This is a genomic window from Rhodanobacter sp. UC4451_H18, from assembly GCF_052978225.1.
In genome coordinates this window covers 147,120-160,426 of record NZ_CM129663.1, presented here as the reverse complement: position 1 = coordinate 160,426, position 13,307 = coordinate 147,120, and the positions used below count along the sequence as shown (strand labels likewise).

The following is a 13,307-nucleotide window of genomic DNA, read 5'->3' as shown; positions in this document are numbered from 1 at the left end:
ATCACATGAGCCAGCCCCTGCCCGACGCAATCGCAGCCAGCCACTTCGACGCCTGCGCCGACCGCGTGGCCGAGACCGCGCGCGCGCTCGCAGGCAAGGGCTGGACTCCTGCGACCAGCAGCAATTTCTCGATGCGCGTCGATGCGGGCCACGCCGCCATCACGATCTCCGGGCGCGACAAGGGCAAGCTGGGCCGCGACGACATCATGCTGATCGACCTCGAGGGTCGACCGGTGGGCACCGGGGCGCGCCCCAGCGCCGAGACTGCGCTGCACACCCAGGTCTACCGGCGCTGGCCCGACATGAATGCGGTGTTGCACACCCACTCGCGCACGCAAAGCGTGGCGTCGCGACTGTTTGCCCGCGAGGGCGTGGTCCGGCTGCAGGGCTGGGAGTTGCAGAAGGCGATCAGCGGCTACCACAGCCATGACAGCGTGCTGGAGATCCCGGTGTTTCCCAACACCCAGCACATGCCCGAACTGGTCGCCCATGTGGATGCCTGGCTCGACGCCGGCAAACCGCTGCACGCCTACCTGATCGACGGCCACGGCATCTATACCTGGGGCCGCGACATGGCCGAGAGCGAGCGCCACCTGGAAGCGCTGGAGTTCCTGCTCGGCTGCGAACTGGATCTGCGAACACTGAGGTCATCATGAGCCGCCTGCGCATTTTCGACGAGAACGAACCGCACACCGCCCGCGCCACGCTCGACCGCCACGAAGCCATCGCGGAAGAACTGGCCAAGGTCGGCGTGCGCTTCGAACGATGGGAAGCGAACCAGCCGATCGCCCCGGGCGCCAGCCAGGAGGAAGTGATCGCGGCCTACCGCAGCGACATCGACCGCCTGATGGACGAAGCCGGCTACCAGGCCGTCGACGTGATCAGCCTCGCTCCCGACCATCCCGACCGCGCCGCCCTGCGCCAGAAGTTCCTCAGCGAACACACCCACAGCGAGGACGAGGTGCGATTCTTCGTCGCCGGCTCCGGCCAGTTCACCCTGCACCTGGATGGCAAGGTCTACGACGTGCTGTGCGAGCAAGGCGACCTGATCGGCGTGCCCGACGGCACGCGGCACTGGTTCGACATGAGCGAGGCGCCGTACTTCGTGGCCATCCGCCTGTTCACCAACAAGGAAGGCTGGGTGGCCAACTTCACGGGCGACGACATCGCCACCCGCTTCCCCCGCATGCAGCCGAACCCGTAGGAGCCCGCTCGCGGGCGATGCCTTTTCCAACCCCCGCATCCATCGTGCTGAATCTGTCGAAGGCCCGAGTCCCGTCCCCATGACCGAAATCCGCGCCATCGTCACCGACATCGAGGGCACCACCAGCTCGATCGACTTCGTCCGCGACGTCCTGTTTCCGTTCGCCCGCAAGCGCCTGCCCGCGTTCGTGGAAACCCATGGCGATCGTCCCGACGTGCAGCACTGGCTGCACGAGGCCGCGCGCGAAGCCGGCATGATCGAGGCCGAACGACAGGAGGTGGTGGAATTGCTGCTGCAATGGATCGCGCAGGATCGCAAGTCCACCGCGCTCAAGGCGCTGCAGGGCATGATCTGGAAGGAAGGCTACGAAAGCGGAGCCTACCGCGCCCACGTCTACCCCGAAGTGGCTGCCCGCCTGCGCGCCTGGCGCGCCGACGGGCTTCGCCTGTATGTGTACTCCTCCGGTTCGGTACCGGCGCAGCAGCTGTTCTTCCACTACTCGGAAGCCGGCGACCTGACGCCCTTGTTCGCCGGCTATTTCGATACGGAAACCGGCCCCAAGCGCGAGGCGCAGTCCTATCGCCGCATCGCCGAAGCCGTGGGCGAGGAGCCCCGCCACCTGCTGTTCCTGTCCGATATCGTCGAGGAGCTGGACGCCGCGCGCGCCGCCGGTTTCCAAACCGCCTGGCTGGTGCGTGAGCCGCAACCGCGGCCGGAGGCGGCAAGCCATCGGGTCTATCGCGACTTCGACGCGATCGACCCGGCCAGCTGAGATGCGTCGGGGCGTGCGTACTCTGCTGACCATCGCGGCGGCATTCAGCGCCGGCGTGGCGCTGGCCGCGTGGTTGCCGGTCAGCGCTCTCCCCGACTCGGCCAACACGCCGCCCGCGATGCCGCTTCAAGCCGAAACACCGGCCGAATCGACAGCGGCGCCCGATGCCTGGCCGGCATCCGCGCCCAGCCCCGAGCAGGTGCTCTACGCCCAGCCGCAGATGGTACGCGACGCCCTCGCCCGACTGACGCCGCGGGTGGCGGGCAAGCCCAATCTCTACCTGCTCGCTTTCGCCGGCGACGGCAGCGAGGACGTGTTCCGCAATGAGGCCGAATACGCCGCGCAACTGTTCGGTTCGCGCTTCGGCCCCACCGTCCACAGCCTGGTGCTGGAGAACAACCCGGCCTCGCTGACCACCCACCCGCTGGCCAGCTGGAGCAATCTCGAAGCGGCGCTCGACGGCTTGCAGCAGGTGATGCGAACGGACGAGGACATCCTGCTGCTCTACGTCACCAGCCACGGCGACGAGGACCATACCCTGCTGGTCGACATGGACCCGTTGCCGCTGGATCAGATCGGCGCGCAGGATCTCGCCGACATTTTGGCGGCGCGCCACTTCCGGTGGAAAGTGGTGGTGGTCAACGCCTGCTACTCCGGCGGCTTCGTGCCGCCGCTGCGCGGTTCCGGCACCCTGGTGCTCACCGCTGCACGCAGCGACCGCAGCTCGTTCGGCTGCGGCAGCGATTCGGACATCACCTACTTCGGCAAGGCCTGGCTGGTCGATGCGCTGAACCACACCGACAACTTCGTCGACGCGTTCAAGCGGGCACGCGGCGATATCGCCCACTGGGAAAGGCAGGACGAGCTCACCCCCTCCGAACCGCAGATCGACGTCGGCAGCGGCATCGCGGCACAGCTGGCAGCGTGGCGCAAGCACGTCGTGCCCGGCCCGGCGGTGTCGTTCAAGCCAGCAGCGCCCGGCGCAGCCGACACGACGCCGACGCCCTGACCGCAGCTCAAACCCCTGGCCAGGTCCGCGCCGGGCGTCGCTGCCATGAATCCCGGATATAACGCGCCACGCATGTCGCCGCGAGGCTTCACGAATTTCACCTGCAGCGGCTGCTAGCGTGGCGCTCCCTTCCTGAGCGGGAGACCCGCATGAGCGCACGCAGCCACCTGACCAGGCCCGCCATGTCGAGCCACCTGCGCCGGCCGTTCTCGTCGCCATGGCGGCCAGCCATGATTCCCCTGCTGGTGCTGTCGGCCTGTTCGTCAGCGCCGCCCGCGACACGCCAGACGCAAGCCGCCGCCCCCGCCGCATGCGTGCCCGCGCAGCTCAAGCTGTCGCTGGACGACGGCAACGGCCGCTTCAACGGAATGTCGCATGCCGGCACCATGCTGGTCGTGCACAACGCAAGCGAAGTCGCCTGTTCGATCGCCGCCATGCCCGCGCCGGGCTTGCGGGGCGCACAACGGCAAACACTGGCCATCGCCGCGCAGGTCCCGCCAATACCCGCCGCCCAACCACCACGGCTCACGCTGGCTCCCGGCGCCAGTGTGGAGAGCGACATGCGCTGGGTTTCAGGCAACGTCTACGACGACGGCCATTGCGAGTCGCCGGCCGTCATCACGCTGGCCATCGGCGCGGGAACCGTGAGCGCACCCTTCCACGGCCAACTCTGCGGCGCCGGCGGCAAGCCATCCACGTACTCGATCGGCCCGTTCCGCGTGGCCGGCGCAACCGGGACCATCGGCGCGGCCAGCATTCGCTACCGCTGCGACGATGGCCGCACCGTGCTGGCCGCCTATCCCGACACGCAGACCGCCATGCTGGACTTCGACTCGCAGACGCATCGGCTGCACGCGGCGGTTTCGGCCGATGGCGCGCGCTACGTGGACGAGCATTGGCAATGGTGGAGCAAGGGCATGCATGACGCCTGGCTCGCCGAGCTCAAACCCGGCGAACAGATCGCGTCGGCAGCCGGCGTGGCTTGCCGCACCCCCTGATCTGCACCGACCGGTCTCCTCGCTAGCGCACCCGGTGCCGGTCGGCCAGCACCGCAATCGCGTCCGCCAACGACAATCCGCGCGCCCGCAACACGACCACGAGATGGAACAGCAGATCCGCTGCTTCACCCAGCAGCGCCTCGTCGTCCTGCACTACCGCGGCCAGCGCCGTTTCCACGCCCTCCTCGCCCACCTTCTGGGCGATGCGGCGGATGCCGTCGTCAAACAGCTTCGTCGTGTAGCTGCCGGTCGGCCGCTCGACGTGGCGTTGCGCGACCAGCGCGTCGAGTTCGGCGAGGAAACCCAGCGGCGGGCGCACGTCGGCGCTGTCGCCAAAGCAGCTGGAGGTGCCGGTGTGGCAGGTGGGGCCGTGCGGTTCGGCCTGGATCAGCAAGGTGTCGGCGTCACAGTCGAGGCGGATCGACTTCAGCGCGAGCACGTTGCCGGAGCTCTCGCCCTTCATCCACAAGCGCTGCTTGCTGCGGCTGTAGAAGGTGACGCGGCCATCGGCCTGCGTCTGCACCAGCGCATCGGCATTCATGTAGCCGAGCATCAGCACCTCGCCGCTCAGCCAGTGCTGCACGATCGCCGGCAGCAGGCCATTGCCCTTGGCCCAGTCGGGAACATCGGGATTGATTGCAGGGGTGGTGGTCATGGGTTGATCTCCTTGGAGCGAGAAGTGAGTGGAGAGAAGTGAGAAGTGACAGAAAGCATCCGATCCACCATTGCGGTGAGGTTTCTGCTGTCTCTCACTTCTCACTCCTGCTCACTCACTCCTCACCCGTACGCCTTCAGCTTGCAGGTAGCGCTTCAACGCGGGAATCGAAATGGCGCCCGAATGGAACACGCTGGCCGCCAGCGCGCCATCCACGTCGGCCTCGACGAAGGCATCGCGGAAATGTTCGGGAGCGCCGGCACCGCCGGAGGCCACCAACGGCACCTGGCAGATCGCGCGGGCGGCCCGCAATTGGTCCAGGTCGTAGCCGCGGCGTACCCCGTCGCTGTCCATGCAATTGAGCACGATCTCGCCGGCACCCCGCCGCTGTGCCTCGACTATCCAGTCCAGCGTGCGGCGCGGCAGCGCCTGCATTTTCGCGGGATCGCCGGTGTACTGGCGCACGCGCCATTCGCCGTCGCCGTCGCGCAACGAGTCGATGCCGACCACCACGCACTGCACGCCGAACGCGGCGGCCAGTTCGTCGATCAGCGCGGGCCGCGCCAAGGCGGGCGAGTTCACCGAAATCTTGTCGGCACCCGCATGCAGCACCGCGCGTGCCTCGTCGACCGAGCGGATGCCGCCGGCGACGCAGAACGGAATATCGATCACGCGGGCGACTTTCTCCACCCAGCTGCGATCCACGCTGCGTCCCTCGGGGCTGGCGGTGATGTCGTAGAACACCAGCTCGTCGGCGCCTTCGTCGCGGTAGCGCAGCGCGAGGTCGACGATTTCGCCCATGACCACGTGGTCGCGGAAGCGCACGCCCTTGACCACCTGGCCGTTGCGCACGTCGAGACAGGGAATGATGCGGCGGCTCAACACGCCAGCGCCTCCGCCACGGTGAAACTCCCTTCCAGCAGGGCGCGACCGAGGATCACCGCATTCGCGCCGGCATCGCGCGCGGCACGGATATCGTCCAGCGAACGCACCCCGCCGGACGCCTGCAGCGCCAGTTGCGGCATGCTGGTCACGAGGTGGCGATACAGGTCGAGATTGAAGCCGGCGAGCATGCCGTCGCGATCGATGTCGGTGCACAACAGGTGACGGGCGCCGCGTGCTGCGTACCACGGTGCCAGCTCGTCCAGCGTGCGCGCCTCCACTTCGGTCCAGCCGGCGCTGGGCAGGACCCAGCGTCCCTCCGCGTGGCGGGTGTCCAGCGCGAGGGTCAGCCGCTCTGCGCCGTACTTCGCCAGCCAGGCGGCGACACGCGCCGGATCGCGCACCGCCACGCTGCCAACCACCACGCGCTGCACGCCGGCATCGAACAACCGCTGCAGATCTGCCTCTTCGCGCACGCCGCCACCGGCCTGGATCGCCATGCCATCGGTGGCGATCGCGGCGATCACCGCGAGATTGTCCAGCCGGCCCGAACGTGCGCCATCCAGGTCGACCAGGTGCAGCCAGCGCGCACCGGCGTCGGCGTAGCGCCCGGCCAGCTCGCGCGGGTCCGCCGCGTAGGTCGTCTGCTGCGCGTAGTCGCCCTGCTTCAGGCGCACCACCTGGCCGCCGCGCAAGTCGATCGCGGGAATCACGTCGAAGTTCATAGTTCGAGAAAGTTCTTCAGCAGTCGGGCGCCCACACCCGCGGAGCGTTCGGGATGGAACTGCATGCCGTGGAAGTTGCGGTGCGCGATCACCGCCGAGAACGCGCCGCCGTAGTCGGCGGTGGCCAGAGTCCAGTCGCCGACCGGCACCGCGTAGCTGTGCACGAAATAGGCCTGCTCGCCCTCGCCCAGCCCGGCCAGCAGCGGATGTTCCCGCCGGATCGACACCTCATTCCAGCCCATGTGCGGCACACGCAGACCGGGAGCCTCGGCGAAGCGTCGCACCGACGCGGGAATCAGGCCGAGGCATGCGGTGTCGCCCTCTTCCGAATGCGTGCACAGCAGCTGCATGCCCAGGCATACGCCGAGCACGGGCTGGCGCAGCGAACGCAAGACCTCGACCAGACCCAGCTCGCGCAGCCGCGTCATGCCCGGTCCGGCCGCACCCACGCCGGGCAGGATCACCTTGTCGGCGGCGCGGATCGCGGCAGCCTCCGAGGTCAATTCGGCGTCCGCGCCAAGACGCTGCAAGGCGTAGCGCACCGAGCCGATATTGGTGCCGCCTGCATCGACCAGTACCACGCTCATCACAGCGCGCCCTTGGTACTCGGCAATTCGCTGCCGGAACGCGCGATCGCCTGGCGAAGGGTGCGCGCCACGACCTTGAAGCAGGCTTCAACCATGTGGTGCGCGTTGTCGCCGCGCACGGCGAGGTGCAGGTTCGCACCCAGCGTCTCGCACAGCGAGCGGAAGAAATGCGGCACCAGTTCGGTCGGCACCTCGCCCACGCGCTCGCGCGGGAAGCTGCCCTCGAACACGAAGTACGGTCGGCCGGACAGGTCCAGCGCGGCGCTGGCCTGCGCCTCGTCCATCGGCAGGGTGAAGCCGTAGCGACCGATGCCGCGCTTGTCGCCGAGCGCCTGCTTCAGGGCCTGGCCGAGTGCCAGCGCGCAATCCTCGATGGTGTGGTGCTCGTCGATGTGGGTGTCGCCGTCGCAATCGAGTTCCAGCGCAAGGCCGCCGTGCTTGCCGATCTGTTCCAGCATGTGGTCGAAGAAGCCCAGCCCGGTGCGCACCTGAGGATCGGTCGCGCGATCCAGGTCGACCTTGACGGTGATGCGGGTCTCTTTCGTGTGGCGCACCACGGTGGCGGTACGCGGCGCATCCAGCAGCCGGTGCGCCACCTCCTCCCAGCCGATGCCTTGCGGGCCTACGCGAAAACCGCGCACGCCGAGGTTCGCGGCAAGCTGCAGGTCGGTTTCACGATCACCGACCATCGCTGAGGCGGCGCGGCTCCAGCCGTCGTCGGCCAGGTAGTGGCGCAGCATGCCGACGCCGGGCTTGCGCGTGTCGAGGCCTTCGTGCGGAAGGCTGCGGTCGATCAACACCTCGCGGAAGCGAATGCCCTGCGAGGCGAGGATGCGCAGCAGAAGTTCGTGGGGGCCACGGAAATCGGATTCGGGAAAACTGTCGGTGCCCAGCCCATCCTGGTTGCTCACCATCACCAGCGCGTAGCCGGCGGCGACGAAGCGCTGCAACGCGGCGATCACTCCGGGCAGCAGGGCCAGCTTCTCCCAGCTGTCGACCTGCTCGTCGGCCGGCTCCTCGATCAGGCAGCCGTCCCGATCGACGAAAAGAATCTTGCGGACGGTCATGCGATGCCTCGATCCGAAGCCAGCACGGCCAGTACCCGCTCGTTCTCCGCCGGCGTGCCGATAGTGATGCGCAGCGCGTCGGCGAGGTTCGGGTAGCGGCGCACGTCGCGCACCACGATGCCGGCGGCGAGCAGGCGCCGGTAGACGTCGGCGGCATCGTCGAAGCGGACGGCAAGGAAGTTCGCCTGCGAAGGCAACACCTCGCGCACGCCGGGCAACCGGCGCAACGCCTCGCACATGCGCGTGCGCTCCGCACGCACGACGGCGAGGTGTTCGCGCGCATTCGCCTGGCCCCAGCCGGACAGCGCCAGCAGCGCCGCGTCCACGCACGGCAACGGCAACGGGTACGGCGCCATGATCTTCCGCAGCAAGGCGACCACGCCGGCGTTCGCCAGCAGGCTGCCGATGCGTGCGCCGGCCAGCGCCCAGGCCTTGGACAGAGTGCGCAGCACGGCGAGGTTGTCGTAGCGGTCGATCAAGTCGGCGATGCTGCCGTCGTCGGCAAACTCCACGTACGCCTCGTCCACTACCAGCAAGGCGCGGTCAGACAGCGCCCGCGCCAGCCGTTCGAGTGCCGCACGCGGCACCGCCTGACCGGCGGGATTGTTCGGAGTGCACACGAAGACGAGCGTCACCGCCGGGGTCAGTGCCGCGAGCACCGCGTCCACGTCCAAGGTGAAATCCGCCGCCAGTGGCACCTCGACGATGCCGGCGCCCTGCACCCGCGCGCACACCGCGTACATGCCGAACGTCGGCGGCTGGATCAGGATCGCGTCGCGGCCGGCGCGACAGAACGCGCGCAGCAGCAGGTCGATCGCCTCGTCGCTGCCGCGGCCGACCAGCAACTGTTCGGGCCGCACGCCATACAGTGCTGCCAGCGCAGCGACCAATGCGACGGGCTGCGGTTCGGGATAGCGGTTGCAGCCCAGTCCGTCGTCACCCACCGGTGCCCACGCCGACTCGTTCGCGTTGAGGAAAACCTCGCCGCCGCTGGCCTCCATCCGCGCCGAGGAATACGGCTGCATCGCCCGAAGTTCCGGCCGCGCCAGGTCGAGCACGCTCATGCCAGCGCCTCCAGCCGCAGGGTCACTGCGCGGCGGTGCGCTTCCAGCTGCTCGGCCGCCGCCAGCGTCGCGGTGCACGGGCCGATGCGGCGCAGGCCGTCGGCGCTGACTTCCTGCACGCTGATCTGCTTCTGGTAGCTGGCCACCGACACGCCGCTGTAGCTGCGCGCGTAGCCGTAGGTCGGCAGCACGTGATTGCTGCCGCTGCAGTAATCGCCCACCGATTCGGGCGTCCACGGACCGAGGAAGATCGAGCCGGCACTGTCGACGCCGTCGAGCAACGCGCGCGGCTCAGCCACCTGCAGGATCAGGTGCTCGGGCGCGTAGCGGTTGCTCACCTCGACCGCCTGCGCCAGCGAGTCGACTGCGATCAACCGGCTCTGCGCGAGCGCCTGGCGCGCGATGTCAGCGCGCGGCAGGCCGTCACACTGACGTTCGACCTCACGCTCCGCGCGCTCGATCAGCTCCACCGAATCGCTGAGCAGGATCACCTGCGAATCCGGTCCGTGCTCGGCCTGCGACAGCAGGTCGGCGGCGACGAACACCGGATTCGCGGCGGCATCGGCGATCACCAGTACTTCCGACGGCCCGGCCGGCATGTCGATCGCCGCACCATCCGGATCGGACGACACCTGCAGCTTCGCCTCGGTCACCCAGGCATTGCCGGGGCCGAACAGCTTGTCGCACTTCGGCACCGACTCCGTACCGTAGGCCATCGCGGCGATCGCCTGAGCGCCACCGAGCTTGAACACCTTGTGCACGCCGGTGAGGCGCGCGGCGTACAGCACCGCCTCGTCGCAGCACCCGTCAGCGCGCGCGGGCGAGCACAGCACCACCTCGCGACAGCCGGCGATGTGCGCCGGGACGCCCAGCATCAGCGCGGTGGAAGGCAGCGGCGCACTGCCAGCCGGCACATACAGGCCCACCCGGCTGACCGGCCGCAGCATGCGCTCGACCCGCACGCCGGGCGCGGTGTCGACCGCCACCGGCCGCAGCGCCGCGGCACGATGGAACAACTCGATGCGTGCGGCGGCTTCGCGGATCGCCGCTTTCAATTCGGGATCGAGCGCCGCCTCGGCCGCGACGAACTCGGCCTCGTCGACCTCGAGTGCATCCAGTGTGCAGCGATCGTACCGGGCACTGAGCGCGCGCAACGCCGTGTCGCCGTCCTTGCGCACGGCCGCGACGATCCGTTCGACACCATGACGCACGTCGTCTGCGCGCGACTGCGCCGGTCGCGCCAGCGCCTCGCGCCGGGCCGTTTCGTCCAGGGCGTTCCAGTCCAGACGTTTCATGCAAGCGAACTCCTCGTGCTGCCCTGCTTCATGCCAGCATCTTCTCCACCGGCAGCACGAACATCTCGCGTGCACCGGCCTTCTTGATTTCCTCCAGTTGCCGCCAGCTCACCTCACCGGCGCACAACGCCTGCAGCATCAACTGGTCGGCCTGGCCAGCCACCGCCAGCAGCGTCGGCTGCGGACCGCCGGGGAGCAACCGGGTGACCGCCTCCAGCGAGTGACGCGAGGTCTGCAACAGCAGCAGCCGCGATTCGCGCACCTGGATCACGCCATCGAGCCGCTTCAGCAACAACTGCAGCATGTCGCCGCGCTCGTCCGCCGGCAGGGTCACCGGCCCGGCCAGCACCGCCTCGCTCTCCAGCAGCACCTCGGTCTCGCGCAACTGGTTGGCCACCAGGGTGCCGCCGCTCTGCACCAGGTCGCAGATCGCGTCGGCCGTGCCCAGCTTCGGCGCAATCTCGACCGAGCCGGCCAGGGTCACCACGCCGGCGTCGATGTGTTGCGCGCGCAGCCATTCACCAAGCAGGCCGGGGTATGACGTGGCGATGCGCCGTCCCGCGAGATCGCCGGGCGCGGAATAGTCGAGCTCTTGCGGCACGGCGATCGACAACCGGCACCGTCCGAAGCCGAGTGGCCGCAGTTCGGCCAGCGGCTCGCCATCGCGCCCGGCAGTGAGCTGGAACTCGCCCAGCACGTTGCGGCCGACGATGCCGACGTCGCATACGCCTTGCGCGATCAGGCCGGGGATGTCGTCGTCGCGCACCAGCAGCAGGTCGACCGGCTCGCCTTCGCCGAAGCAGAACAGCTTGTCGCGGCTTTGCCGGAAGGTCAGGCCGCATCGCTTGAGCAGGTCCAGCGCCGGCTCGGTCAGCCGTCCGGATTTCTGCATCGCGATGCGCAGGCGGTCGCGCGGCTTCATGCCCTCTTCCTTGCCGCCTGCGCCTGCCGCCGCGCCGCGCGGGCCGCGGCCGCGAGATAGCCGCCGCTGCCCTGGTTGAGATAGCGCGCGACCCGCCCGATCGTGGTGATGCTGACCGCAGTGCGCTCGTGGATCTCCCGGTACGACACGCCTTCGAGCAGGAACGGCACCACCCGCCAGCGGTCCACCAGCACTTCGAGTTCCGCCGGCGTGCACAGGTCGCTGAGGAACGCGCCGACTTCCTCGACGTTCTTCAGCGACAGCAACGCCTCGTACAGGCTCAGCTCGGCGGACTCGACGGGTGTTTCGGGATCAAGCGATCGACGCTTCATAATGTACTAATGCATTAACACAGTGGTGCGCATCATACACCCATGCGGCGCTGCCGCAACCCCCTCGTTCCTCGCCGCTCGCCTCGCATCCCGGAACCCGCATCCCGGCTCTCGACAGACGAATGCCCGGTCATCCCGGCCCCAAAAACATGAACCCCCGCCGAGGCGGGGGTTCATGGCAACACGGGAAAGCCGTGTCGACTCAGGCGGACTTCTTGCGCGGGGCCGCCTTGCGGGTCGCCGGCGCCTTGGTCACCGTCGGCTTGGTGCCGGCCACGGCCGGGGCCAGCGCGTGCGCGCGCGTATTGCCGTAGCTGCTGCGGTAGATCTTGCCGCGGCGGGTCTTGCGATCGCCCTTGCCCATGGGGAACTCCTTGATTCGATGGATGTACGGCCGTCCATCATAGCAGTGCGGCGGGCAACGCCATAGGCCACTCGCGTCCAGCCCCAACCAGCCTCAATGCGCGCATTGCGGGCCGTGCACGTGGACCTGGACACCGCGGTCGCGACGCAGGTTGACGAAGTGCGCGGCGGCCAACAGCAGGCCGCCCGACGTGACCAGTGCGCTATGCACCAAGGTCAGTCCACCCTCGGCCCAGGTGACGCCGGAAACCAGCAGGAGCAACCCCGGGATGGCCAGCAGCAACGGCAGGGGTTGCTGGTGGCGCCGAAAGCCCCGCACCAGGGCGATCACCGCCAGCACGCAGGCAAACGCCACGAAACCCCGCTCGAAGCGATGGTCGGCCAGGAACTCCAGCCCGACCAGTGGCAGCGCGGCCAGGACGAAGGGCAGCAAGGCACAGTGGATCGCGCACAGGAACGAGGCGATCGCGCCGATGCGATCGGCGCTCTGCCATCCACGCGATGTGCCTGCCTGCCCGGAATGCATCTGCCTGCCTGCCGTCGCCGCGCGAGGCGGCCGGGGAATCTGGCTGGCATGTTACATTATAACAATAGGCCGCGCTACCGGGCGATGGTCGCCGTTCAGGCTTTGCGGCAGGCCCGGCACAGACCGTGGACTTCCAGCGTCTGCGCCTGCGGCCGGAAACCCAGCGCGCGGGCCTGCGCCTCGATCAATTCGGCGACCCGTTCGTCGCAGACCTCCTGCGCGCTGGAACAGTTGTCGCAGATCAGAAATGGGACCTGATGCGCCTCGGTCGGATGGTGGCAGGAGACGAAGGCGTTGATCGACTCCAGCTTGTGAATGAAGCCGTTCTCGAGCAGGAAATCCAGCGCGCGATAAACCGTGGGCGGAGCGGCATTGCCGTGCTGTTCGCGCAGCTGGTCGAGCAGTTCGTACGCCTTGACCGGTATGCGAGATGCCGCGATCAGTTCCAGCACCTCCTTGCGCAGGGGGGTCAGACGCAGGCCCCGCTCCTCGCTGGCGTGTTCCACCGCACGCACGAAACCCTTCGCGTCATGATGGTGGTGCGGGTGGTGCGCGTGCGCGTTGTCGGCAACATCGTGGTTCAAAGCATTCACCTCGCCTCGATCATACATCCGCCACCGCCCGCCTCAGCGCGGCCCCGGCGGCGGTTTCACGGCCGGCTGGCCGCGCGGCCTGCACAGGATCACGATCCAGCCGATCGGGCCGAGCACCCAGGACCACAAGACCGCTTCCAGCACCCGGCCGCGCCACCAGCCGAGCAGCAGGCCCACGGCGACGAACAGCAGATTCCACCAGAACATGGCTGCCCAGGGCACCATATTCAACAGATTGAAGAAGACGTGCCGGAACGCGCCGGGGGCGTCGAGATCGACGCCCTGGGTGGCGCGGGCCAGCAGCTCATCCACG

Annotated in this window: 18 protein-coding genes; 5 read left to right on the top strand and 13 right to left on the bottom strand. The window is 68.5% G+C overall.

Annotated elements, in window-relative coordinates; all coding sequences use genetic code 11:
* The first annotated feature begins 5 nt into the window (after positions 1 to 5).
* The 5 genes from ACVCMG_RS00850 (at position 6) to ACVCMG_RS00830 (ending at position 3,983) form a co-directional block, all read left to right on the top strand.
* The gene (locus tag ACVCMG_RS00850) at positions 6 to 656 is read left to right on the top strand and encodes a methylthioribulose 1-phosphate dehydratase (RefSeq protein ID WP_395118985.1); all 651 of its coding nucleotides are present in this window, start codon (positions 6 to 8) and stop codon (positions 654 to 656) included.
* On the top strand, positions 653 to 1,204 hold the full coding sequence (locus ACVCMG_RS00845; protein ID WP_395118987.1) for a 1,2-dihydroxy-3-keto-5-methylthiopentene dioxygenase: 552 nt from the start codon (positions 653 to 655) through the stop codon (positions 1,202 to 1,204). The genes ACVCMG_RS00850 and ACVCMG_RS00845 overlap by 4 nt, the downstream gene beginning before the upstream one ends.
* Positions 1,205 to 1,283: 79 nt before the next feature.
* A complete protein-coding gene (mtnC, locus tag ACVCMG_RS00840; protein WP_395118989.1) occupies positions 1,284 to 1,976 on the top strand; it encodes an acireductone synthase in 693 nt (230 codons plus the stop codon).
* Between the two features lie 13 nt (positions 1,977 to 1,989).
* Positions 1,990 to 2,985, top strand: coding sequence for a C13 family peptidase (locus tag ACVCMG_RS00835; RefSeq protein WP_395118991.1), 996 nt, complete (start codon positions 1,990 to 1,992; stop codon positions 2,983 to 2,985).
* Between the two features lie 149 nt (positions 2,986 to 3,134).
* Positions 3,135 to 3,983, top strand: coding sequence for an MliC family protein (locus tag ACVCMG_RS00830; RefSeq protein ID WP_395118993.1), 849 nt, complete (start codon positions 3,135 to 3,137; stop codon positions 3,981 to 3,983).
* Positions 3,984 to 4,005: 22 nt separating this feature from the next.
* Here ACVCMG_RS00830 and hisIE read toward each other — a convergent pair whose 3' ends face one another.
* The 13 genes from hisIE to ACVCMG_RS00765 all read right to left on the bottom strand — a co-directional run bounded on the left by hisIE (position 4,006) and on the right by ACVCMG_RS00765 (position 13,306).
* Positions 4,006 to 4,638: a bifunctional phosphoribosyl-AMP cyclohydrolase/phosphoribosyl-ATP diphosphatase HisIE gene (gene hisIE / locus ACVCMG_RS00825; RefSeq protein WP_395118995.1), complete on the bottom strand. Its 633-nt coding sequence runs from the start codon at positions 4,636 to 4,638 to the stop codon at positions 4,006 to 4,008.
* A gap of 111 nt (positions 4,639 to 4,749) precedes the next feature.
* Positions 4,750 to 5,523 carry an imidazole glycerol phosphate synthase subunit HisF gene (hisF, locus tag ACVCMG_RS00820; protein ID WP_395118997.1) on the bottom strand — a complete coding sequence of 258 codons (774 nt, stop codon included), beginning with the start codon at positions 5,521 to 5,523 and terminating at the stop codon, positions 4,750 to 4,752.
* The gene (hisA, locus tag ACVCMG_RS00815; protein ID WP_395118999.1) at positions 5,517 to 6,245 is read right to left on the bottom strand and encodes a 1-(5-phosphoribosyl)-5-[(5-phosphoribosylamino)methylideneamino]imidazole-4-carboxamide isomerase; all 729 of its coding nucleotides are present in this window, start codon (positions 6,243 to 6,245) and stop codon (positions 5,517 to 5,519) included. Before hisA ends, hisF begins: the two co-directional genes overlap by 7 nt.
* Positions 6,242 to 6,832 carry an imidazole glycerol phosphate synthase subunit HisH gene (hisH, locus tag ACVCMG_RS00810; protein WP_395119001.1) on the bottom strand — a complete coding sequence of 197 codons (591 nt, stop codon included), beginning with the start codon at positions 6,830 to 6,832 and terminating at the stop codon, positions 6,242 to 6,244. The genes hisA and hisH overlap by 4 nt, the downstream gene beginning before the upstream one ends.
* Complete coding sequence (gene hisB / locus ACVCMG_RS00805; protein ID WP_447114674.1) at positions 6,832 to 7,899, bottom strand: bifunctional histidinol-phosphatase/imidazoleglycerol-phosphate dehydratase HisB; 1,068 nt, start codon at positions 7,897 to 7,899, stop codon at positions 6,832 to 6,834. The genes hisH and hisB overlap by 1 nt, the downstream gene beginning before the upstream one ends.
* A complete protein-coding gene (gene hisC / locus ACVCMG_RS00800; RefSeq protein WP_447114673.1) occupies positions 7,896 to 8,963 on the bottom strand; it encodes a histidinol-phosphate transaminase in 1,068 nt (355 codons plus the stop codon). The genes hisB and hisC overlap by 4 nt, the downstream gene beginning before the upstream one ends.
* On the bottom strand, positions 8,960 to 10,258 hold the full coding sequence (gene hisD, locus ACVCMG_RS00795; RefSeq protein ID WP_447114672.1) for a histidinol dehydrogenase: 1,299 nt from the start codon (positions 10,256 to 10,258) through the stop codon (positions 8,960 to 8,962). The genes hisC and hisD overlap by 4 nt, the downstream gene beginning before the upstream one ends.
* A gap of 28 nt (positions 10,259 to 10,286) precedes the next feature.
* Positions 10,287 to 11,180, bottom strand: a complete 894-nt coding sequence (hisG, locus tag ACVCMG_RS00790) for an ATP phosphoribosyltransferase (RefSeq protein WP_447114671.1) — start codon at positions 11,178 to 11,180, stop codon at positions 10,287 to 10,289.
* Positions 11,177 to 11,512: a YerC/YecD family TrpR-related protein gene (locus ACVCMG_RS00785; protein ID WP_395119011.1), complete on the bottom strand. Its 336-nt coding sequence runs from the start codon at positions 11,510 to 11,512 to the stop codon at positions 11,177 to 11,179. The genes hisG and ACVCMG_RS00785 overlap by 4 nt, the downstream gene beginning before the upstream one ends.
* Positions 11,513 to 11,714: 202 nt before the next feature.
* Positions 11,715 to 11,876, bottom strand: a complete 162-nt coding sequence (locus tag ACVCMG_RS00780) for a 30S ribosomal protein THX (RefSeq protein ID WP_395119013.1) — start codon at positions 11,874 to 11,876, stop codon at positions 11,715 to 11,717.
* A 93-nt stretch (positions 11,877 to 11,969) separates the two neighbouring features.
* Positions 11,970 to 12,401, bottom strand: a complete 432-nt coding sequence (locus ACVCMG_RS00775; RefSeq protein ID WP_447114670.1) for a MerC domain-containing protein — start codon at positions 12,399 to 12,401, stop codon at positions 11,970 to 11,972.
* A gap of 95 nt (positions 12,402 to 12,496) precedes the next feature.
* Entirely contained in the window at positions 12,497 to 13,012 is a 516-nt protein-coding gene (locus ACVCMG_RS00770) for a transcriptional repressor (protein WP_395119017.1), read from the bottom strand.
* Between the two features lie 15 nt (positions 13,013 to 13,027).
* A complete protein-coding gene (locus ACVCMG_RS00765) occupies positions 13,028 to 13,306 on the bottom strand; it encodes a hypothetical protein (protein WP_395119019.1) in 279 nt (92 codons plus the stop codon).
* Between the last annotated feature and the right edge of the window lies 1 nt (position 13,307).

What these genes read in the sequence shown, in the direction of transcription:
- ACVCMG_RS00850 (WP_395118985.1), top strand. Translation starts at nt 6, where the DNA reads ATGAGCCAGCCCCTGCCCGACGCAATCGCAGCCAGCCACTTCGACGCC.
- ACVCMG_RS00845 (WP_395118987.1), top strand. Translation starts at nt 653, where the DNA reads ATGAGCCGCCTGCGCATTTTCGACGAGAACGAACCGCACACCGCCCGC.
- mtnC (WP_395118989.1), top strand. Translation starts at nt 1,284, where the DNA reads ATGACCGAAATCCGCGCCATCGTCACCGACATCGAGGGCACCACCAGC.
- ACVCMG_RS00830 (WP_395118993.1), top strand. Translation starts at nt 3,135, where the DNA reads ATGAGCGCACGCAGCCACCTGACCAGGCCCGCCATGTCGAGCCACCTG.
- hisIE (WP_395118995.1), bottom strand. Translation starts at nt 4,638, where the DNA reads ATGACCACCACCCCTGCAATCAATCCCGATGTTCCCGACTGGGCCAAG.
- hisA (WP_395118999.1), bottom strand. Translation starts at nt 6,245, where the DNA reads ATGAACTTCGACGTGATTCCCGCGATCGACTTGCGCGGCGGCCAGGTG.
- hisH (WP_395119001.1), bottom strand. Translation starts at nt 6,832, where the DNA reads ATGAGCGTGGTACTGGTCGATGCAGGCGGCACCAATATCGGCTCGGTG.
- hisB (WP_447114674.1), bottom strand. Translation starts at nt 7,899, where the DNA reads ATGACCGTCCGCAAGATTCTTTTCGTCGATCGGGACGGCTGCCTGATC.
- hisC (WP_447114673.1), bottom strand. Translation starts at nt 8,963, where the DNA reads ATGAGCGTGCTCGACCTGGCGCGGCCGGAACTTCGGGCGATGCAGCCG.
- hisD (WP_447114672.1), bottom strand. Translation starts at nt 10,258, where the DNA reads ATGAAACGTCTGGACTGGAACGCCCTGGACGAAACGGCCCGGCGCGAG.
- hisG (WP_447114671.1), bottom strand. Translation starts at nt 11,180, where the DNA reads ATGAAGCCGCGCGACCGCCTGCGCATCGCGATGCAGAAATCCGGACGG.
- ACVCMG_RS00785 (WP_395119011.1), bottom strand. Translation starts at nt 11,512, where the DNA reads ATGAAGCGTCGATCGCTTGATCCCGAAACACCCGTCGAGTCCGCCGAG.
- ACVCMG_RS00780 (WP_395119013.1), bottom strand. Translation starts at nt 11,876, where the DNA reads ATGGGCAAGGGCGATCGCAAGACCCGCCGCGGCAAGATCTACCGCAGC.
- ACVCMG_RS00775 (WP_447114670.1), bottom strand. Translation starts at nt 12,401, where the DNA reads ATGCATTCCGGGCAGGCAGGCACATCGCGTGGATGGCAGAGCGCCGAT.
- ACVCMG_RS00770 (WP_395119017.1), bottom strand. Translation starts at nt 13,012, where the DNA reads ATGTATGATCGAGGCGAGGTGAATGCTTTGAACCACGATGTTGCCGAC.